The organism is Cupriavidus sp. FW305-3-2-15-C-LB2, assembly GCF_058787575.1.
Genome location: NZ_JBYSZW010000030.1, coordinates 19,725 through 40,587, shown reverse-complemented (window position 1 = coordinate 40,587; position 20,863 = coordinate 19,725). Strand labels below are relative to the sequence as shown.

The 20,863-nt window shown below is 64.5% G+C and carries 19 protein-coding genes; 2 read left to right on the top strand and 17 right to left on the bottom strand.

Features of this window, described 5'->3' with window-relative positions:
• Positions 1–253: 253 nt before the first annotated feature.
• The 13 genes from AC3WRR_RS21090 to AC3WRR_RS21030 all read right to left on the bottom strand — a co-directional run bounded on the left by AC3WRR_RS21090 (position 254) and on the right by AC3WRR_RS21030 (position 13,742).
• Positions 254–751: a hypothetical protein gene (locus AC3WRR_RS21090; protein ID WP_492298037.1), complete on the bottom strand. Its 498-nt coding sequence runs from the start codon at positions 749–751 to the stop codon at positions 254–256.
• A 232-nt stretch (positions 752–983) separates the two neighbouring features.
• Positions 984–1,670: a hypothetical protein gene (locus tag AC3WRR_RS21085; RefSeq protein ID WP_492298035.1), complete on the bottom strand. Its 687-nt coding sequence runs from the start codon at positions 1,668–1,670 to the stop codon at positions 984–986.
• A gap of 5 nt (positions 1,671–1,675) precedes the next feature.
• Entirely contained in the window at positions 1,676–2,563 is an 888-nt protein-coding gene (locus AC3WRR_RS21080; protein WP_492298034.1) for a glycine zipper family protein, read from the bottom strand.
• 1 nt (position 2,564) lies between these two features.
• Positions 2,565–3,122, bottom strand: coding sequence for a PAAR domain-containing protein (locus AC3WRR_RS21075; protein ID WP_492298033.1), 558 nt, complete (start codon positions 3,120–3,122; stop codon positions 2,565–2,567).
• On the bottom strand, positions 3,112–3,303 hold the full coding sequence (locus tag AC3WRR_RS21070) for a hypothetical protein (RefSeq protein ID WP_492298032.1): 192 nt from the start codon (positions 3,301–3,303) through the stop codon (positions 3,112–3,114). Before AC3WRR_RS21070 ends, AC3WRR_RS21075 begins: the two co-directional genes overlap by 11 nt.
• 284 nt (positions 3,304–3,587) lie before the next feature.
• The gene (locus AC3WRR_RS21065; protein WP_492298031.1) at positions 3,588–5,951 is read right to left on the bottom strand and encodes an acetamidase/formamidase family protein; all 2,364 of its coding nucleotides are present in this window, start codon (positions 5,949–5,951) and stop codon (positions 3,588–3,590) included.
• A 97-nt stretch (positions 5,952–6,048) separates the two neighbouring features.
• Positions 6,049–6,240, bottom strand: a complete 192-nt coding sequence (locus AC3WRR_RS21060; protein WP_010812533.1) for a DUF1427 family protein — start codon at positions 6,238–6,240, stop codon at positions 6,049–6,051.
• Positions 6,241–6,272: 32 nt separating this feature from the next.
• Entirely contained in the window at positions 6,273–6,482 is a 210-nt protein-coding gene (locus tag AC3WRR_RS21055) for a XapX domain-containing protein (protein ID WP_010812532.1), read from the bottom strand.
• Between the two features lie 32 nt (positions 6,483–6,514).
• Positions 6,515–7,540, bottom strand: coding sequence for an acetamidase/formamidase family protein (locus tag AC3WRR_RS21050; RefSeq protein WP_010812531.1), 1,026 nt, complete (start codon positions 7,538–7,540; stop codon positions 6,515–6,517).
• Positions 7,541–8,005: 465 nt separating this feature from the next.
• Positions 8,006–9,334, bottom strand: a complete 1,329-nt coding sequence (locus AC3WRR_RS21045; RefSeq protein WP_010812530.1) for a sensor histidine kinase — start codon at positions 9,332–9,334, stop codon at positions 8,006–8,008.
• Between the two features lie 8 nt (positions 9,335–9,342).
• Entirely contained in the window at positions 9,343–10,635 is a 1,293-nt protein-coding gene (gene cqsA / locus AC3WRR_RS21040; RefSeq protein WP_492298030.1) for an alpha-hydroxyketone-type quorum-sensing autoinducer synthase, read from the bottom strand.
• A gap of 720 nt (positions 10,636–11,355) precedes the next feature.
• Positions 11,356–12,651: a hypothetical protein gene (locus AC3WRR_RS21035; RefSeq protein WP_492298029.1), complete on the bottom strand. Its 1,296-nt coding sequence runs from the start codon at positions 12,649–12,651 to the stop codon at positions 11,356–11,358.
• A 101-nt stretch (positions 12,652–12,752) separates the two neighbouring features.
• Positions 12,753–13,742 carry a Bug family tripartite tricarboxylate transporter substrate binding protein gene (locus AC3WRR_RS21030; RefSeq protein ID WP_011616627.1) on the bottom strand — a complete coding sequence of 330 codons (990 nt, stop codon included), beginning with the start codon at positions 13,740–13,742 and terminating at the stop codon, positions 12,753–12,755.
• A gap of 154 nt (positions 13,743–13,896) precedes the next feature.
• Here AC3WRR_RS21030 and AC3WRR_RS21025 point away from each other — a divergent pair, with 154 nt between their 5' ends.
• On the top strand, positions 13,897–14,826 hold the full coding sequence (locus AC3WRR_RS21025; RefSeq protein ID WP_058698918.1) for a LysR substrate-binding domain-containing protein: 930 nt from the start codon (positions 13,897–13,899) through the stop codon (positions 14,824–14,826).
• 17 nt (positions 14,827–14,843) lie between these two features.
• Here AC3WRR_RS21025 and AC3WRR_RS21020 read toward each other — a convergent pair whose 3' ends face one another.
• Together AC3WRR_RS21020 and AC3WRR_RS21015 are read right to left on the bottom strand one after the other, a co-directional pair.
• Positions 14,844–15,812: a Bug family tripartite tricarboxylate transporter substrate binding protein gene (locus AC3WRR_RS21020; protein ID WP_052181699.1), complete on the bottom strand. Its 969-nt coding sequence runs from the start codon at positions 15,810–15,812 to the stop codon at positions 14,844–14,846.
• Positions 15,813–15,874: 62 nt separating this feature from the next.
• Entirely contained in the window at positions 15,875–17,488 is a 1,614-nt protein-coding gene (locus AC3WRR_RS21015) for a sulfatase family protein (RefSeq protein ID WP_492298028.1), read from the bottom strand.
• A gap of 98 nt (positions 17,489–17,586) precedes the next feature.
• Between AC3WRR_RS21015 and AC3WRR_RS21010 the strand changes: the two genes are divergently transcribed.
• A complete protein-coding gene (locus AC3WRR_RS21010; protein ID WP_081225793.1) occupies positions 17,587–18,498 on the top strand; it encodes a LysR family transcriptional regulator in 912 nt (303 codons plus the stop codon).
• Between the two features lie 28 nt (positions 18,499–18,526).
• Here AC3WRR_RS21010 and AC3WRR_RS21005 read toward each other — a convergent pair whose 3' ends face one another.
• Both AC3WRR_RS21005 and AC3WRR_RS21000 read right to left on the bottom strand, forming a co-directional pair.
• Complete coding sequence (locus tag AC3WRR_RS21005) at positions 18,527–19,729, bottom strand: acyl-CoA dehydrogenase family protein (protein WP_011616631.1); 1,203 nt, start codon at positions 19,727–19,729, stop codon at positions 18,527–18,529.
• Positions 19,730–19,764: 35 nt separating this feature from the next.
• The gene (locus tag AC3WRR_RS21000; RefSeq protein ID WP_492293976.1) at positions 19,765–20,763 is read right to left on the bottom strand and encodes a Bug family tripartite tricarboxylate transporter substrate binding protein; all 999 of its coding nucleotides are present in this window, start codon (positions 20,761–20,763) and stop codon (positions 19,765–19,767) included.
• Between the last annotated feature and the right edge of the window lie 100 nt (positions 20,764–20,863).

Sequence of the window (20,863 nt, the reverse complement as noted above, 5' to 3'; positions counted from 1 at the left end):
GCCAGACAGCGGGGGTACCAAACCGGTCTTCACAGAGTAATCCGGCCAGCCTTTCGGCTGCCCCGCCCGGCCCGCCAAAAACTGAGGAGACGTGGACGCGCGAACTTGGCCGTATGAGACGGCCGTCTGTAAAGATCCGGGTTGGTACGCCCGATCACCGTTGTCTCGGTGATGGCTCTAGTGTTCCCATCTCTGTCGTCTGTGGCGATCAGACGATTCGCAATCTTCCGGCGCTTCGCTGTCAGGCAGTTGCCTAGCGAATCCTGTCGAACCCACCAGCAGCCCAACGCTCTGCGCTGTCCCGCGTCAGCCGAAAGTCGGGCCGCACCTTCACAGTCGCCAGCACATCGCCGAAGGAATCCTCAGCCGTGAGCGTGCCAAAGGGCTCGAATTCATCCGGCGTAATGGCGAGCTTCACAATCACAGTGCCGGATTCAGACTCGATGCTGACCTGCTTGTTGAGCTGCGCATGCAATTGCTGCTCATGCCGCCGGATAACCTCTGAAGCCGTCTTGACCAGCGTCTGGTGCGCAGTGGCATCCAGCGGCTTGGGATCGACCTTGTTTCGCCCCATGGTCCAGGGACCGACCAGCGCGGGCTCGGCGCTGCCGTCGCGGATCATTTCGACTGCCCAGCCGTCGCCGTCCTCGTTCTTGATGACGCGGGCGGTCCAGCCCTTGTCGCGCCAGAGGCGGGGCTCGTGGATGGCGGTGGATTCGTGCTCGGGAAGGGCGTCGTCGGTGTGGTGCATCAATCTCGTGGTACGGGTCGGGGAACCCGCGAGGATACTATAGGGGCCGACAGGCAGCGTTCGGCCGTGCGTGTGGGCGCCTGGCAGGTTGCTGAAAGACCGGCCGGCGGCGGGGTTGCTCCCCTCTCAAATGAATCCCTTTATCAAGCGCTCGACAGTCATCGGTTGATGAAATTCAGGGAGCAATGCTCGCATTGCGGACGCACCTTCAGGAACATGCCGGAAGGTCATGCTATCCCTGATCCTTCTCGGACAGCGCGCTTTCCAGTAGCTCACGTGCCTCCCTTCCATGAAGCCAAATGCAACGCTTCCATTCTTCGGTGGCTCCGCGTCTTCCTAAATATGCCTCGCGCTCTTCGGCGGTTAAGGATTCCCAGAATGGAGACCAATAGTTATCCCACCAATATTCAATATCGCCTTGCAGGAATCCCAGCTTAAGCGGTTCGCTAATCTCTGGAAAGGCGACCCACGGAGGCGGTGGACCGGAGTTGGCCACTGCTATGCGACCAAATACTGAAACATCGTTGGTCATCATTGATACTATCGATCCCGAAAACTCATCGTTGAGCGCAATGGAAATGAAAAAGTCTCCAACCTCATTGCCGCTGCGTCTCGTGTACAGGTGCTCATCAATTTTATCGAATCCAGTTTTTATGCCTTCGATAAACCCATGCACTTTATCCGACTCCAGCTGAAAGTGAGCGTAAAAGGCATTTATGCCCGCTCCGGGTAATAAGCTGGAAATTTCAGGGTACTTAGATGGCCTCTTTTCAGTCACTGGTATTTGCATCGCATCTAGCGGACGAGAAAATAAACGTTGCAATTCTTCCAGCGAGCGGCCGAAGCGTGCTCGGAGGGCTCGATTCCGCTCCTCGGCGATACGCCTGTGAGTCAACTTGTCGCGCAATTTTTTGAGCACTTTTCTCACTCCATTTGATCGACAGCCCAATCCGCGCCCCAATAACCCAGGCTTCCGCCGATGATGCCGCCGACGAGCCCCGTGACTATGGCTCCTGGCCCTGTCTCAATGCCTACCGCAGCTCCAGCCGCAGTTCCAATCTTCGCACCGGCCCATGCTGCGCCCCAGCCGCCTGCTTGTCGAATGACTTCTTTCGTAATGGGTCTGGCACTTTTGACCTCCACGGATTGCTGTGCTGCTGCGGTCAGATCATACGCAGTAAAGAATATTCCAACCACTTGAACGACTCTGGCCGTTTTGGTCAACCCCAGAGTGAAACGGAGAGATGATTCGTTAAATACTGCGCTTGCCGGCACGGGGCGGCCATGCAGCAGCACCTCTTTGTCAATGTCTCTTGCCCAGCTGCCATAAAGCGCGATCTTCTCGGCAAGATGAGGATGCTTTAGCTCATATGCCTCAAGCAGCGCCATTATTTCGTGCGTCTCAACGATTCGCGCGCCGGCCTTCACCGCTCTATTAACATCAATGAAGATACTTCGACCACTCATCCGCGGAGACCCTTCCGGGAAGAGCGTGCTTGCGCTGGCCGAAATGTACTTTGAATTATTCATCCCAAGAACATGCTGGGGCACGGAAATCTTGGATTCCGGATACCTCGCGCTAATTCCATACTTTTCCGGGGCTAGTTCGGCCTTTATTTGCTGCTCGCTCAGATTCAGCTTCTGAATGAATCTGTCATCCGCTGATGCGTATATTTTTCTGACGAGGAAGCCATCTTTCCCAGGCTCCTCCACGACAGCGAAAAAGAATGCGCGGGCAGGCATGTAATGGCCCAGCACATCAACGCGGGAGCCATCGTTTCTATTGGTGTTGTGTTGATACTGATATGGCATATTATTTTTCCCAGCGTTCCAAAGCCGAAATTCCTACTACAACAAGGAGGGCTTCCTGCCGGTTCGTGTAGACGCGAGGGCAATCACCATCTTCATCGGATACGCCCTTGTACTCGTTACCAGACTGGTCCTTGATGTAGTACGGCACGCCCGGGATAGGACGCCCGTCCTCGTCCACAATTCGGAACTGCTCATCGTAACTTCCTCGTTCCGTGAAGTTATTGGTGTGCGAAAATCCTTCGGATCGTGCATTACCTCCGCCGCCACCCCCGTTCACTTCGATGATGAAGTCTGTTTGCGATGGCAGGACGATTGGTTTCGTTGGGCACTTGCAGTGGACGCGCGCACCGCTAACCAATACCTGCTTCCCGTCAACGTCGAAAGCCGGGTAACAGTCATTCATCACAGGCCCGCCAGCTTTGCAGGCCGGGCAGGTTGCATAGTCCCCCTCGACACCTATCGTAGTGGCATGGTGGAATGCGCTGCGCCCTGTGGCGATAAGTACGCCATCCGTGCTGGTCTTGTCCCCGTTTCGAAGCGCGTAGCGATTATCTGGCATAGCAGCCCCTCAAGCAGGCCGTGCTGCCATCCAGATAAGCCGCTACGTCGCCGGCCCGCACCAGCGTGCGTCTCTCATAGGCGAAATGGCCGGAGCAGTGAAGAACTTCGCCGCCGTCTGCTTTCTTGGTGCCTTCAAATGCTGCGACATAAATCTTTTTCGTCTTTGCGTCTTGCATCATTTTTCCTTCTGATAAATCGGTTTTTTGCCGAGTACCAATGAATCAGAAACAAAAACGGAAATCAATCGGACTCTTCTGAGTTTGCGACGATGTTTGCAAGAATTTGCAGATTGGGCGGTGCGCTGGCCGGGGCTATCTCTCGCGCGGGCAGGCAATAGACATGATCGGCGGCGAGCCGGCGTTAACAGGGGCGCTTGCGCTGTCGATCACGGGACAGCCCAGCAGGGTGCCGCTCGCGGCCAGCGTCGGAGACGCATATAGGTCTTGCGCCGAGCGACAGCCTGCTAGTTCCGGCTGAACATCGACTTCCTGATAATCGCATGCACACCCCAGTTGCCATTCACCACCTGCGTGATACCAAAATCCACTGCAACAGAGATCAGCGCAACCGCCTCGTCTTCACTCAGCCCCTTGACCGACATAAGGAAGCGGCGTGTCTTGCGGAAGGCGTCGCGCATGGCGTCGTCCAGGGTGGACTTCAGGTAGATATGGCTCTGCGCCATCTGGCCCAGTTCAGCCAGGTGGTTGGGTGAGCTGAAGCCATGCAGGATCCATTCGTCGGCGGTTTCCACCAGCGGGTAGCTCAGGTCGGCGAAGGGAGCGTCGCGATCGATCATGGTGCTCTTGTGCAGGATGAGCTGGAAGTCACCGGTGAGCGAGCATTCGATGGCCGTGCCGCACAGCTCGGAGTCTCCCTGCGAGGCATGGGGATCGCCAATCGACAGCAGGGCGCCCGGCACGGCTACCCTGAGGTAGACGCTGGCGCCCCGGGTGACGCGCCAGTTGTCCAGGTTGCCGGCGAAGCTGGAGGGCGGGATGGAGTCGATCAGGCCGTCCTGCGCCGGCGCCACGGCGATGACGCCGAAGTGGGGGCGGACCGGTATCTCGATATCGCGCAGCACGTCGTAGTTCTTGGCGATGGTGTCGTGGTCGACCGGCACGCCGGGATAGTCGATGGTCGGGTGCAGCACGCCGAACGGATCGCGCTGCGGCGTCCAGCGGAAATTGTAGACCGCGCGCGCACGGCTGTCGGCGCGTTCGCAATCGATCTCGAAGACGGTGACCACTTCGCGCTCGCGCGGCTCGGTCAGCATGTCGCGGTAATGAAAGCCCCACCAGGTCGCGGCGTTGCTGCCGAAGGCCCTGCCGGCAAAGCGCGGGTTGCAGCACGGGCGCGGGCGCACGTCCAGGATGCGCACCTCCAGCACATCGCCGGGCATGGCGCCGCGCACCGCGACCGGGCCGGTGCAGATATGCACGCCAAAGCCTTCGCCGGCGCCGCGGCCATAGACCGAGGCGTCGATGGGGCCTGCGCCGCGCCGGTTGATGTTCTTCTGCTCTGCGGTCCAGTGAAAGACGCTTTCGGCGCCGGCGTCGCCGTCGATCATGCGTTCCCGGTCGTCAGAGGCGTGCTGCGTCAGGGTTTCGATGGTGACGGTGTCGCCGGGCATGACCTCGAGCACGGGCGGCAGGTCGTGGCTGAGATAGCCCCAGTGCACGGTCTTGTCCGTGGCCTGCAGCCAGTGGTGCCGGCCTTCCGGGCGCGCGGCGTGCGAGCGGGCCTGGGTGATGGAGACGATGGTGGGCGCCGGTTGCAGGCGCGCAGCAGAGCCATCGTTCGCGGGCGCGCCAGGACTGGTGGGAGCACGTTTCGCATGGGCCGGAAGCCCGCGGGAGACATTCTGCGGTGGGCGATGCTCGGGCGTGTTCGCCGTCTGCTCACGGTAGGCGCGGGGCGAGATCCCGAACTGTTCGCGAAACGCGTGGCTGAAGTGCGAAGGGTCGTTGAAGCCCCAGCGATAGCAGATGTCGGAGACCGAGAGCTTGTCGTACTGGTGGTTCGCCAAGTCGGCCCGGCATCGCTCGAGCCGGCTGGTGCGCAGGTAGGCGGAAAAGCTGCTGCCGGATTTCTCGAAGAGCTTCTGCAGGTAGCGGGCCGACATGCGCTCGTCCGCGGCGATGGCGGCGAGGCTGAGTTCCGGCTCGGCAAGGCGTGCGTCGATGCGGCTGCAGACGCGCGCAAAGACGGCCGCGCGCGAGGGCGTCATGTCCGGCGGTGCGCTGGGCTGGCTGTCGGCCAGCGCGGCGTCAAGGCAGGCGGTGATGGTGTTGTCGAAGGGCTGGATGGCCTTGGCGTTTGCGGACACGATGGTGTCGAAGCTGGCCGCCATGGACTGGAGCAGGCGGGCAAACAGTTCCGCCGAGTCGCCGCTCAGCACCAGCGCGGAGCGAGGCAAGGGGGCCGTGATGCGTGCGCTGAGCAAGGCCTGGCCGATATGCACGATCAGCATGCGGAAGCTGGTGGCCAGGGCCAGCCTGCGGGCGGCGTGTTCCGGCACGCAGACCACCTGCCCCGGCCGCAGCGGTTCACGCAGTTCCGGCGCAGCGAGGTGCGCTTCGCCTTCGGTCAGCATCAGCAGCATCAGGCCGCGGCCGTCGCCGCTGGTGATGGCCAGCGTCTGGGGGACCGATGCAATGCAGGTCAGCTCGATGCCCGCGGGGGTGGTCCGCGACTCGATCGTGCCGTGCAGGGTGTGATCGGCGCACAGGCTTTCGCAATGCAGGCGTGCGGCGCGGAGTTCGTCACGCCAGGCTGCGCCGCGCCGGTTGTGTGGATAGGCTTCGGTGGAAAAACGCAAAAGGTGCAATTGAACCTCCCTGGCATCACGCTGCAACAGCGAAAACGGGCGGACATTGCTGTCCGCCGCGCATCCAAAGCATTTCCTGCGAAGGCCAGGCCCTCCGCTAGCCGAACAGCAACTGCCCCCGCATCGCGGCCACCAGTACGAATCCCGCGAACGTGCCAAAGATGGCGAAGATCCCGCCGAGCACGTTCGGGGCCGGTATCGGTGCACGTACCGCAGTGTAGATAACGCCGGTCACCAAGCCAACGGCTGCGGCCTGCAGCTCGGTGCTGCCCAATGCAATTTCCACCATGTCATTCCCCAATCTCATGAGTTGCGCGTGATTCAGCGGCTTTCCGGCGGCCGCCCGAAGGCGATGGTCCTGCGCCATGCGTGCACGATCAGATAGCCGATGTAGGTGAAGAGGATGGCGCAGATCCCGCCGGTGACGTTTGGCGCGGGGATCGGCAGGTTCAGCCAGGAATACAGCGTGCCGGTGACCAGGCCGACAATCAGTGCAACCAGCTCGTTGCGTCCGATGTAGACGTATTGCATGTGGCGCTCTCCCTTTGTATTGAGTTGACGGCTCAGCCCTTGTCCTTGGGCGGGAAGATCGAGCGCGGCATGGTGCAATGGATGCCCTGGGTGCCATCGACGACCTGCGTCACGCCGAAGTCAGCCGAGACGCTCATGAGCGAATAGGCATCGTCGCGCGAGAGTCCCTGTTGCTCGGTCAGCAGGTGGATCATGTCGCGGGCCGCGTTCTTGCCGGCTTCATCCAGGTCTTCATGGAAGCCATGGACGACCCAGCAATCCGGCGTTTCCAGCAGCGGCGACGGGAAGTGAAAGTCCTTGCGCAGGACGACCTGGAACAGGACGTTCAATGAGGCCTCGATGGCGGTGCCGCTGATCTCGCCGTCGCCTTGCGAGATATGCGGGTCGCCGATCGAGAACAGCGCGCCGTCGACCTGGACCGGGTAGTACATGGTGGCGCCCGCGCCGATGCGCCAGTTGTCGATATTGCCGCCATGCAGGCCGGGCTCGACGGTGGTGACGCGGCCGCGCGCGTCGGGCGCGACGCCAGCGGTGCCCAGGTGCGGGCGCACGGGAACCCGCACACCGGCCAGCGCCGGCTGCCGGCAGCATTCCCGCTCATCCACGAGCTTGCCGGGGATGGTCATCTTGCCGGGGTAGTCGAAGGCGTACAGGGCATGCGCGGTGTTGGAGCGCTGGTCCAGCTCATAGATGGTGACCCGCTCCTTCTCGAACTCTTTGTACAGCTGGCCCCAGTGCGCCGCGGCATTCGCCCCGAAACGGAAGCGCGGAATCATCTGCAGGTAGCGCACCTCCAGCACGTCGCCGGGCTTGGCGTCTTCGACATAGATAGGGCCGGTCATGATGTGCACGCCGGGGTTGCGGTCGTCGTGGGGAATCGCCCGGAAGATCTCGCGAATGGCGTCGTCCATCATCAGGTCGGGGGCATCGCCGGCATGGTGGGTTACCGCTTCGGCGCGGATGAGGTCGCCGCTTTTCACGGTCAGGGCGGGCGCCTTGGCGGCATCGAAGTAGCCCCAGTGGACGGTCTCGGGGCGGGCGGGCAGGTCGTGCAGCATGTTGTCTCCTATGTTTTCTTGCAGCCGTGTCCGCAGCCGTTCACCCGGTGAGCGGCTGGATTCGATGAGGTAATCAGGGACACTGGCTATGCGTGGCAGGCGGGGTATGCCTGGTACCGCGCGGCAGTCCTGCAGGCGCCGCGCGGTGAGTCAATACTAGGGACAGGGCGTTGCGGGGCAGTAGGGCGATTCACCCCAAACTCTTGTGTTGCTGCGTACTAAGGTAAACCCGCTGCACGATGCCGGGTCGCGGCGGGCTGTTAATTCCTGGTTGACATCGTGTCAACGATCTATGGAATTGTCGACAACGCCTTGACAGTGCGGAAGCCCGGCAGAGCCAGGGGCTGATGCTGAGGATGGCAGGGGCCCTGGGCATGGATGCCGCGCAGGTTGCGGGGCTGAAGGCCGCCGGGGGGGGGTGTAAGTCGCTGTGCGGCGCCGGCGCAATGCCGGCGCCTGCTATTGCTATTGCGATGGCGCCTCGGGCCATTTCCCCTTGCGGGGAAAGCGCATATCGAACTCGGTGAACACGTGCTCCTCGGAGCGGCAGCTGATGCTTGCCCCCCAGCTGTTCAGCACCTTCTGGCAAAACGCCAGTCCGATGCCGGTGCCGCGATGTGCCGGGTAAGAGAAGAAGGGCTGGAACATCCGGGCCAGCACTTGCGGCGGCACGCCCGTGGCGGTGTCGCGGAACACCACATGGACGGCGTCGGGCCGGACCTCGCAGCGGATATGGATGGTGCCCTTGCCGGCCCGCTTGGTCGCTTCCAGCGCGTTCTTCAGCAAGTTGGTCGTGACCAGCCCGAACAACTGGGCGTTGCCCATCACGTAGGCGGGGCCAGGCAGGTCGACGGTGACCAGATCCAGGTCGCTGTGCTCGAACGGAAACCGGCCGACAGCGTCGCGGATCACACCGCCCAGTTCGAACAGCTCCTGCGTGGCGTTGTCCGGGTTCTTGGAGTTGGCGACCAGCAGTTCAATGCTGTTGCTGATATGGGCCAGGTCTGATTCCATCCGGGCCACGGCCTGCATCAGGCCGTCGCGCTGCGGCGTGTCCTGGTCCAGGGCCGCCGGCAGCCGCGCCTTGAGGCCCCTGGCAGTCATGGCCAGGCTGGTCAGCGGCGTGCGCAGTTCGTGCGCGACGGTGGCCAGCGCGGCGGCCATCCCGCGCCGCTTCTGTTCGGCCAGCAGCTGGCGGTCCATCTTGATCACCACCAGCACCGCGATGACAAAGCCGATCACCGGCAGCTGCAGCAGTACCGGCTCCCACGGGATTCCGCCCATGGAGTTGCCCGCCAGCACGAACAGCGCAATGGCTGCCGCGGCCCCTGAGAACAAGGCAATGGTCGCGAACGCGGTGTTGAAGTGATACAGGATCACCACCGCGATGATGACCGATTCGGCCCACACCATGGAGCCGCCATTCTCCAGGTAGAAGAAGATAAAGGCGAACGGCAGGCCTATGGTAATGGCAAAGAGCGCATAGGGCGGCAGCCAGCGCCGGTCCGAGAAGGCGGAGGCGAACAGCAGCGGCACGAACAGCGCGGTGCAGACCAGGCGCAGCCAGAGGTTTTCATAGGGCTGCGGGAAGATGTAGGACCAGATCACGTAGTACAGCGGGTGTCCGATCACGCCCAGCGCCCCCACCATCTGGATCCGGCGCAGCCGGATGACGCTTTCCTCGTCCAGCAGGGTGGCCCGCGCGGCGGTCTCGAACACGGTCTGCCACGCATCGCGGGCGACGCCGGCAAGTGAGGTGCGGCCGTCTTCCGCTTGCGCTACCTTTGCATCCATCTCCAGGACTACTCCTCGCGGGAGCCTGCCAGCGGCCCGCTTGTGGGATTTTGAGACTTGCGCCGGGCCCGGCGCGTCGAGGACCATTCATCCAGCCGGACTTCGTCGCGGATGCTGGCGAGCACGCCGACCAGGCGGTCGATTTCATTGGCGGCAAGTTTCGCATGCAGCGTAAGTCGCATCAATGCCCGATTCTTCGGTGTTGCCGGCGCACAGAATACCGCGCCGAAGATCCCGCGGCTCTGCAGCGCATCGCGCAGCACCTTGACTTGCGGCTCGCTTCCCGCCTCCAGGCCGATGATCTGCTCGGAGCCTTCGCTGATGTTGTAGCCCAGTTCGGCAATCGCAGCCCGGGTGTCGCGAGTGATGGCGTGCAGGCGCGCACGGCGCTCATCCGCCGTGGCGACGAAATCCGTCACGGCATCGAACCACGCAACCTCATGGCGCAGCAGCCCGGAACTGAAAATGGCCGGCCGGGACTCAACCGCGAAGAAGTCCTTGAAGTCGGTCGAACAGGCAACATAGCCGGCGCGGCCGGCAAACGCCTTGGCCAGCGAGGCCGTGCGGAAGTGTACGCGCTCGGACAGCCCGAGCGCGCGCACCAGGCCGCCGCCAGACGGCCCATGGGTGCCGAGCGAGTGCGACTCGTCCACCACCAGCACGCAGCCAGACGCCTCCGCCAGGTCGACATAGTCCTCCAGCGGCGCCACGCTGCCGGTGGTGCTGTAGACCGAGTCCACCATGATCACGCCCGGGCCGAAGCGCTCAAGCTGGCGGCGCACGTGCTCGCAATCGTTGTGGCGCACCGGCACGGCCTGCGCGCCCGCGGCGATGATGCCCTCCCACAGGGAGGCATGCCCGTTCATGTCGATATAGACCGGAATGCCGGGGCCGGCAATGCACTGCACCAGGCCGACGTTGGCGGCCCAGCCGGACTGGGCGATCAGCCCGTCCTCGGCCTGCATCAGGTCTGCGATCTTGCGCTCGACGCGCCGCTGCGGGGTGTCGCCGTGCTGGAACACGGACGACATCAGCAACTCCGGCTCTTCATTGAGGAAGGCCCGCGCCTGCGCCTGTACCAGAGAGGTCTCGCCGAGCAGGCAGAGATAGTCGTTGCTGCTCAGGTGCAGTGCATCGGGCCCGGGAGTGCGTCCGTGAAGCAGATGATCGCCGCCCCAGAGCTTGCCCATCCGCTCGTCGAAATGTTGTGCCATCCGCGCCGTGATCCATGGCGGCAGAGTGGGGGCTTTGGCGCGAGAGGCGTGGCGCATCGAGTGCGGAGGCTCGGCTTCGGAGAACATCGGCTTTCCTTCTACAGGTCGGGTAATCAGTGAGATCGGTGGCAAGGCTCTGCATGGCGGTTGCGGCAAAAAGCTGCCGTCCGCGCGCGACGCGGCCGCACCCAGTCCTTCCGGCGAGGTGCCATTGCTGACAAGTCGGGGGAGTCCTGTTGACGTAGCGACCACTGTGCCAGCCTTAATCAGCGATTGTGACCGGACTTCCACCAATCCAACGTCCGTTTGGAGTGGGGGGTGCCGGGTTGAGACAGCCGCGTCGTGGCCGCACCTTCGCCGGCCGATAGGCCGATTTCTCACTGTAAAATGCCTTTAGCATCACTTATGTGATGCTTGCGCTACCTGTTGCGCCGGTCCTTGAAGCCGGACCGGGCGTGACTCGCGCTTGGCGGGACCTTGTCAGGCCCGGGACTGCCGAATGCTCATCATCAGTTTTGGTGAAGAATGCCCTTTTTGCACGCCCTGTTTACAGGCAGGCGGCTGCGGCAGCGCGCCATAGCCAGGAAGCGGGGCAACATGGGACTTGGCACCGAGGGCGGGAGACAAGGGGACTGCCAGGTACGCAGGTTGCGGCCGGCGGAAATTGCCGCCAGCGTGACCTGGCTGGCGGCGTGTGGGGGAGGGGGGCTTCGGAGAGAGGGCGCTGCCCATGGCGCTTCCAGGCTGGTGCCTTTGGCGCAGGGGTACAGGGCAGCAGCGTGCTGCGACGCTTGTGTCGGGGGCGCCTTACGCCTGGCCTGCCTCGTCGATCAGCGCGGAAACGTCGACGATATACATCTGCCGCTCGGAGTCGTGGATCGAATCGATGCACACGTGCCGCCCGTCGCGGCTCCAGCGTGGATGCAGGTCGCAGCGGTTTTCCTTCTTCAGGACCGGGCTGGTGTAGTAACTGCCCAGGTCATGGCGCACGCCCTGCGCCATGTCGAAGAGAAACAGCACGCGCTCGTTGGTGTGCGCGTCGGGATAGGTGTCGCTGAGCAGCCAGCGCTTGTTGGTGGGCGAGAAGGTCATGTGACCGTTCTCGGTCAGGATGCCGTCGCCGATGACTTCAACCTTGCCGCCGGGGCTGTCGTGGTAGAGGTGGTAGTGGATGCTGCCCGCGTGCGGTCCCCACACGATGATATTGCTATCGTCTTGCCAGAGCGGATGGGAGATCTGGTACTCGGACTTCTCATAGTCGAAGGTGCCGACCGCGTTCGGATCGAAATCTTCGGCAAGCTGCGGCAGCGGATGGTCGGAGCATTCGAGCAAGCGCATGTCGCTGCCGTCCGGATTGACCGTGATCAGCCGGTGCAGGAAGCAGGTTTCGTCCTCGACCCGTTCGGTCCAGCGGTGCAGCAGCAGCACACGCGATGAGGACGGGTTAATTTCGATGTGGCTGACCCAGTGGATGGCCTTGTCCATCGAGGCGCGCGGATTGAAGTTGCGCAGATCAGCGTAGCTCACGACCAGGCGCGTCTGGCCGGTGCGCAGGTCCATGTAGTGGATGCCGTCGTCGGCGGGCGCATTGTCCAGCGCGGGCTGGGTGCCGTGGTCGCTGTAGCCGATGGTCTGGTGCGTGACGTAGAGGCGGCGGTAGTCCACGCACAGTGCATAGCGGCTGTCCGGCGCGACCACATAGACCGGCATCGGCAACTGGCGCGCTTCACCGGTGTCGAGGTTGAAGATGGTGGCGCCCAGATTGGGATAGAAGGCCTTCGCGTCCTGGGTGCGGCAGTTGTAGACAAGCTGGCGCTGTGCTTCGCCATCCAGCCATTGCAGCTGCGAGCCCATCTGCCAGTTCCAGGCGGTAGTTACCCCCACGCGATGGAAGCGGTCGTTGTCCTGCAGGTCGAAGTAGCCGATCTCGGCAACCAGGTCGGGGGTCAGGTCGGCATCGGCCATCGGCACGCGCTGCGCCAGCAGGTAGCGGCCGCTGCGGTCCCAGTTGGTCTTGTTGTAGTAGCCGAAGAAGTGATGAGGCTCGCCCGCGCCGACGCGGCGGCAGGGCAGCGGCTTGGCAATGATGCGTTCCGTTGACATGAAGCGTGTGTGTCCGTGTTGAAGCTGAAGTCTGGAAGGGGCAATGGCTGGCCGCGCGGCCAGCCATGAAGGGGGCGTGTCCGTGCGCGGATGGAAGCCGCTTATTCGGCGCTGATCCTGCCCTTCAGGATCACCTGGTCCCAGCGCACTTTCTCCGCGGCGACGAACTTCTGCGCGGCATCGCGCGTATTGGCCACCGGGGTCATGCCCTGCTCTTGCAGTCCCTGCCGGAACTCCGGCGTGGCCACGATCTGGCGGATATCGGCGTTGAGCTTGTCCGCGATCGCATCGGGCACCCTGGCGCCAACCGCAACCGTGGTCCAGGAAGTCGCCACGAACGACGGGTAGCCGGCTTCGCTGGCAGTGGGCACATCGGGCAGCGCGGCCGAGCGGGTCTTGCCGGTCACCGCCAGCGCCTTGAGCTTGCCGGAGCGGATATAGGCCAGCGTGGTGGGCGGATTCTCGAACATCATGTCGATCTGGCCGCCGAGAAGATCCGTCATGGCCGCGGAGCTGCCCTTGTATGGCACGTGCGTGATCGGGGCATTGGCATTGAGCCGGAACAGCTCGCCCATCATGTGCACCGAGGAACCGACGCCGGCCGAGCCGAAGGTCCGCGTGTCTGGCTGCTGGCGCGCCAGGCTGGCCAGTTGCTGCAGGTTGTTCACCGCCAGCTTCGGGTTGACCACCACCACGTGCGGCATCTCGGCCAGCACCGTCACGACCTTGAGGTCGGTGGCGGGGTTGTAGTTCAGCTTCTTGAAGGTGGCATAAGTGGCATGCAGGCCCAGCGAGCCCAGCAGCAGCGTGTAGCCGTCGGGCGCCGCATCGACCACGGCCTTGCCCCCGATATGGCCGCCGGCGCCGGGCCGGTTCTCGACCACCACCGATTGCTTGTAGAGCTTGCCCAGCCGGTCGGCCAGCATGCGTGCCTGCAGGTCCGAGCTGCCCCCGGCGCTGAACGGCACGATGATCCGGATCGTGTGGTCCGGATAGCCCGGCTGGGCGAGCGCGCTGCCCGTGCCGGCGATGGCCAGCACGGCCGCAACGATCGCGCGTTTCCAAACATTCCGGGGTGAATGCCGCTTCATCAACTTTCTCCTTGGGTTCTGGTCCTGCCGTCTTGGAAGCGGCAATGCGAAGCGAGTGTAGAGGAGGGGTTGGCATTCTGAATAATTCTTTGTTCAATGCACCCTATGCAGATTTGATATACATTGCCCGACGCGCCCGTCCCTTGCCGATGCCATGTCCCGTCCCCTGAATTTCCGCCAGATCGAGGCGTTCCGCGCGGTCATGCTGACCGGAACCACGACCGCGGCCGCTGCCATGCTGCATACGACCCAGCCGTCGGTGAGCCGATTGCTGGCCCAGATGCAGGCGGCGACTGAACTGAAGCTGTTCGATATCCAGAAGGGCCGGCTGCGGCCGACGCAGGAAGCGCGGCGCCTGTTCGACACGGTGCAGAACCACTTCCAGGGGCTGGCGCGGATCGAACAGGACGTGGCGGTGCTGCGCAAGTCCGGCACCGGCGTGCTGCGTATCGGTTGCACGCCTTCACTCGGGCTGGGGGTGATGCCCAAGGTGATCCGGCCGTTCACCGAGCGCCACCCGGACGTGCATATCAGCCTGCAAACGGTCGGCGGGCACCAGTTGCGCGAAGGGTTGCTGCATGGACTGTACGACCTGGTGCTGACCACCAGCGAGATCGATCATCCGCACCTGGATGTCAACGTGGTGCATCAGTCGGGGGCGGTGTGCGTCATGCACCCGGAACACGCGCTGGCGGCGCGCGACACCCTTCGCGTGCGCGACTTGCGCGGGCAGTTCCTGATCCTGCTGAACGCAGACGATGCGCTGCACCTGGCGGTGCAGCGGCTCATGCAAAAAGCCGGCGTCGAGCCGTCGGCGACCATCGAGACCACTTACTCAGGCACGATCTGCACGATGGCGGCCGAAGGGGCGGGCATAGGGATCGTCAATCCCTATGTCGCGGCTGTATTCGGACACGGCTTGCGGGTGGTGCCGCTCGCACCGCGCTGCCCGGTGGAGGTGCGCATGGCGTTCTCCGGGCATTCCGCGCCATCGGAGATCGCGGAGGAATTCGCGGCGCTGCTGGCGGCGCATTTTCGCGTGCGCTCGCCGCTGGCGGAGAAGGCGGGGCGGGGGCGGGGCTGAAGGCCCCGGGCAGTCGCTCAGTCCAGCGACACGCCGAGCTTGCGGATCAGTTCGCCCCAGCGCGTACGCCCCGCGGCCAGCCATTGCGCTGCCGCCGCGCCGTTGCTCGTCTGCGGCCGCACGCCCTGTGCCAGCAGCTTCTTCTGGAAATCCGCGTCCGCGAAGACGGTCTTGAGCTGCTGCTCCCAGCGCGCACGGATGGCCGCGGGCGTGCCTGAGGGCAGGAACATGACGAAGGCGAACTCGGCATCGAAGTTGGCGATGCCGGTCTCTGCCACCGTCGGCACGTCCGGGAGCAAGGGGTCGCGCTTGAGGCCGGACACCGCAAGCGCGACCAGCTTGCCGCCCTTGATGTATTGCACGGCGGTCGGCGTGGCCAGGAATCCTGCCGGTACCTGACCCGCGAGCACGTCGCTCAGCGCTGGCGCATTGCCCTTGTAGGGGACATGGGTGCCCCGGATCTGCGTGCGTGCCTTCAGCATCTCGAACACAATATGGCCCGGCGATGCTACGCCAGCCGATGCATAGGACAGGTCTTTGTCCTTGCCGGCAGCCAGGAACTGCTTCAGGTCGCGGATTTTCAGGCCGGGATGCGTGACCAGCACCTGATTGAAGGTGCCGGCCAGGCCAACCGGCTCCAGGTCGCGGACCGGGTCGAACGACATCTTGCGATAGGCGAACGGATTGACGGTGACAACGGTGTCAGTCGACATCAGCAACGTGTAGCCGTCCGGCGTCGCATGCGCGACGGCTTCGGCACCGATGTTGCCGCCGGCGCCGGAGCGGTTCTCCACCACGACCGGCTGCTTCAGGTCGCGCCCGGCACGCTCGGCAATGAGCCGTGCCACGGTGTCGAGCGGGCCACCTGCAGGAAAGTTGACGATCAGGCGGACCGGCTTGGCCGGGTAGGCATCCTGCGCGCAGGCGGGGACCGCGGCCGCCAGCATGGCTGCGGCGATCAGTATTCTGAAGGGACGGCGTGTCATGGTTGTCTCCGTGGATATTGTTGTCATGGGGTGCTGCCGCTGGTGGCGCGGGCGGACCCGATTCAGGCAAGCGCGGTCGGATTGGGGCTGGCGTCGCTGTGCGAGATCATCGTGACCAGCAGCTGGTGCAGCAGCGCCTGGCGCGTGCTTGCCAGCGCTGGCGCATCCCACAGGTTGTGCGATTCGGTTGGGTCGGTTTCAAGGTCGTAGAGTTCGCCCCACGGCGCGCCTTCGTACACACTGAGCCGATAGCGCGCGGTTTGCAGCGTCCGCATGCGCGTGCGCATCGGGAAGCCGAACATGGTGCGCTGGTTCTCTTCCTCGATCAGCAGGGCTTCCCGCGGCAATGCCTCGCCGGCGATGGCGGGCAGCAGCGACAGGCCTTGCATGCCGTTGTAGGGCGCGCAGCCCGCGCGCGCGAGGATCGACGGCGCGATATCGATGCTCGAGCACAGTGCCTGGCTGCGCGCGGCGCGGGCATCGGTGGCTGTGCGCGCTGCGGGTTCCGACCAGATCAGCGGCGTGCGGATCAGGCCCTGGTAGTGCAGCGGTCCTTTCCAGAGCAACTGGTGATCGCCGAAGAAGTCGCCATGGTCGCTGGTGAACAGGACCACAGTGTTGCGATCCAGGCCGAGCGCGGCCAGGTGCGCCATCACGCGGCCGATGGTGTCGTCGATATGCGCGATCGAGCCATAGTTCAGCGCCAGCGCTTCGCGGGCCTCGCGCGCCGTGCAGGCGAACATCGCCGGCGTATGCTTGACGGCGCGGCCGGCGTCGCGCTGCGCGTGCATCCAGCGCAGATGCGGCGGCGCCAGCGCCGGATCGGCGTCGAACGAGGGCGGCAGGGTCATGTCCTCGGGCCGGTACATGTCCCAGAAGCGGCCGGGTGGCGTGAACGGGTGATGGGGATCCGGAAACGAACACTGGATCATGAAGGGGGCGTCCTCCTGCGCGTATTGCCCGAGCAGGTCAATGGTGCGATCGCCGATCCATGCCGTGGTCGACAGCGTTTCCGGTACGCGCGTGCGCCAGGCCTGCCGCGCTTCGGCCAACACATAGCCAGGCGTCGGGATGGCATGCTCCTGGCCGCAGGCGCGCGCTACTTCGGGATGGCGCTGCTCCAGCCAGCGCCGGTAATGCCCGCCGGCCGTGTCGCCATGGTCGGTCACCAGCTGCACGTCGGCAAAGCCGTAATACGGCAGGGACATGGCGAAGTCAGGATCGTCGCGCCAGGCCGGTCCCCATTCCTGGTCGAAGCGCCCGCTTTCAGGCCGGCGCGCTTCGCCCTCCGTGCGCGGATCGCCGGGACGTGGCCAGACGGGCGCAAGGCCGGTCATGTTCTGCAGATGCGATTTGCCGACCAGCCCCGTGCGATAGCCGGCATCGCGCAACCGCTCGACAAACGTCGTCTGTGACAGCGGCAAGGGAATGCCATTGTGGCGCGCGCCGTGTACCGACGGCATGCGCCCGGTCATCAGCGATGCGCGGTTCGGCATGCAGATCGGCGAGGCCACATAGCAGCGCTCTGCCACCCAGCCGTGGCTGCCGAGCCGGTCGATATTGGGCGTCTGCACCACGGCGTTGCCATAGATGCCGAGATGGTCGGCGCGATGCTGGTCGGTGATGAACAGCAGGAAATTGGGGCGGGCGCTGGCGGGAATGCTGGACGGGGGCATGGCAATGGCGGCTTGCGGGGGATGGAAAAATTATTGCATCGTCCGCGATTCCATTGAAATGATTAATATGACCTCTGCTATAACCTGAAACTCATACCATGGACTGGACCCAACGGATGCGTATCCGCCAGCTGCATGTGCTGGTGGCGCTACATGAAACCCGCAATGTCAGCCGTACCGCTGCGCGCCTGAACATGACCCAGCCAGCCCTGTCGCGCTGGCTGGCCGAGCTGGAGAGTGAACTGGGGGTGGCGCTGTTCGAGCGGCATTCGCGCGGCCTGGTGCCGACCCGCTTCTGCGAAGCGCTGGTCGTACATGCCCGCACCATCCTCAATGAGATCGAACGCACCCAGGCCACCATTCGCGTGATGGCAGAAGGCGCGGCTGGGCAACTGGCGATCGGCGCGACGCCAACCGTATCGGTCGACCTGCTGCCGTCGGCGATCAGCCGGTTCCGCGAGCGCTTTCCCGATGCCCACCTGACGCTGGCAGAGGGCACCGTCGAAGACATGCTGCCGGCCCTGCGCGAAGGACGGCTGGACTTCGTCATGGGGCGTACCGAAGTGCAGGGCATCGACGGCGAGCTGCGCTGCGACCTGCTATATCCGGAGACCATCCGCGTGATCGCCGGCCCCACGCATCCGCTCGCGCGCAAGCGCAAGGTCGGGTGGGCGGATACGCGCGCCTATACCTGGGTGGGGCCGCCCGTGACCAGCCAGATCCGGCGCGAGCTGGACTACGAACTGGCACTGGCCGGCGAACCCGCCCCATGCGTGCGGATCGAGAGCGCGACGTTGCTTGCCAACGTGTCGCTGCTGCAGCAGGGAGAACTGCTGGCCGTGATGTCAGGCCGGATGGCAGCGTTCTTCAGTCGCCTGGGGCAGGTGGCGATATTGCGGCTGCCATACCGGCGCGAGGGCATGGTCGGCGTGCTCCGGCGCCGGGACACCGAGCAGACGCCGCTGCGGCAGGCGTTCATGGACGCGCTGGCTGCCAGCGCGCACGGATAGTCAGATAGTCAGCAAGGACGCAATCCGGCTACCGCGCCGGTTGCCTCGCATCTGGCTCAGGCCCACTCCCCTCCAGCGCCGCCCCACGCGCCTCCATCGTCCTGCGCGCAATATTGAGCTGGTGGATCTGCGTCGTGCCTTCATACAGCCGGAACAACCGCACATCGCGATAGAAGCGCTCGGCCACGGTGCGTGCCATATACCCGCTGCCGCCGAACACCTGCACCGCGCGGTCGGCCACGCGGCCGGACATTTCGGAGGCGAACAGCTTGCACATCGACGCCTCCATGGTCACGTCCTCGCCGGCGTCGCGCTTGCGCGCGGTGTCGAGCACCAGTGCGCGGGCGGCGTGCAGTTCCGTATTGCTGTCGGCGATCATCTGCTGCACCAGCTGGTAGTCCGCGATCGGCTTGCCGAACTGCCGGCGCTGCGCCGCGTAGCGGACCATCTCGTCGACCAGCCGGATGGCGGGCCCCACGCACAGGCCGGCCAGGTTGATGCGCTGCTTGTTGAGCGCCTTCATCGCCGTCTTGAAGCCGACATTGGGTTTGCCGCCGACGATGGCGCTGGCCGGCACGCGGCAGTCCTTCAGGTAGACATCGCCCACCGGCGAGCCGTGCTGTCCCATCTTGCGTTCCGGTTCGCTGGTGCTGAGGCCCGGGGTGCCGCGCTCGATCAGGAAGGCGCTGATGCCATGGGCTCCCGGTGTATCGGGATTGGTGCGGGCGAACACGGTGAACAGGTCGGCGATCGGCGCATTGGTGATAAAGCACTTGCTGCCGTTCAGCACGTAGTGATCGCCGTCTTGCCTTGCGGTGGTTTGCAGTGATGTCGCATCGGAGCCGGCTTCCGGTTCGGTCAGCGCAAAGCAGCCGGTCACCTTGCCGGAGGCCAGTTGCGGCAGGTAGCGCTGCCGCTGCGCTTCGGTGCCGTCGGCCACCAGCGATTCGGAGGCGATCCCGGTATTACCGCCGAAGCGGGCACGGAACACGGTGGCGGCCTGCGAGACCTCGATGTTCACCAACGCCAGCTCCTCGGTGGTCAGCCCTGCGCCACCGTACGCTTCGGGGATGCTGTGGCCGAACAGGCCGAGGCGGCGCATCTGTTCGACCACGGGCTCGGGGATGACATCGGTGCGGTCGATCTCCGCCTCTAGCGGGATGCAGGTTTCGAGCACGAAGCGGCGGATATCGGCAAGCAGCGCTTGCTGGCGGGCGGAGTCGCGGATCATGGAATGTTTCCGGTAGGTTGGATGAGCGTGTGCGGCTACTGTGCCGTGATGCCGGCGGTCTTCAGCACGCCGGTCCATTTCTTGGTTTCCGTGTCCAGGAAGCGGTCGAATGCGGCGGTGGATTGCGGTGCCAGGTCCATGCCGAGTTCGGCCAGGCGGCGTGCCGTGGCGGGGTCCGCGGTGGCCTGCGCGGCGGCCTCGGCCAGCTTGCGCACCACCGCGTCCGGCGTGCCCTGCGGCGCGACCAGGCCGAACCACCCGCCCACTTCATAGCCGGGCAGGCGCGCGGCCTCGGCCACGGTGGGCACGTCGGGCATCACGGCTGAGCGTTTTGCCGAAGTCACCGCCAGCGCGCGCAGCTTGCCGCTTTGCACCTGCTGGCGGGCAATGGCCGAGGTCAGCGCCATCATCGAGACGCGCGCGCCCAGCAGGTCGCTCATGGCCTCGGGCTGGCCCTTGTAGGGCACGTGGGTGAGCTTCACTTGCGTCATCTGCGCCAGCAGTTCGGCCGACAGATGGTTCGAGGTGCCGACGCCCGCGCTGGCGTAGGTCAGCGTGCCGGGCTTGCTGCGCGCGGCGTCGAGCAGTTCAGGCAGTGTGCGCAGCGGCGACGAAGCCGGCACCACGATCACGTTGGGTACGGCACCAATGCCCGCCACCGCGCGGAAGTCCTTGCCGCTCTTGCCCTGGATCGACGGGTTCAGCATCGGCCCGACCACATAGCTGGGGCTGACCGCCAGCAGCGTATAGCCGTCGGCGGGTGACCGGGCGACGAAGTCCGCGCCGATGGCGCCGCCGGCGCCGGTCTTGTTCTCGACGATGACGGGCTGCTTCAGTACCTTGGCCATGTTCTCCGCGGTGATGCGGGTGACGGAGTCGACCACACCGCCCGCCGAGAACGGCACGATGATCCGTATCGGGTGGTCCGGGAAGCGCGCCGCATTGTCAGGGGCGGCCAGCACTGGCAGCGGCATCAGCGCGGCGCAGGCCAGCATGCCGGCAGCGAGCCGGCGCAACGGTTGGATGGCATCCATCTTGTCTCCTTGGGTTGCCTGCGCCGGGGGATTTCCCGCGGCGCGGTTTCATGCGGGCCTCTGGCGGGCCGCTTGTCATGCCGGCGACATCGCCGGCAGA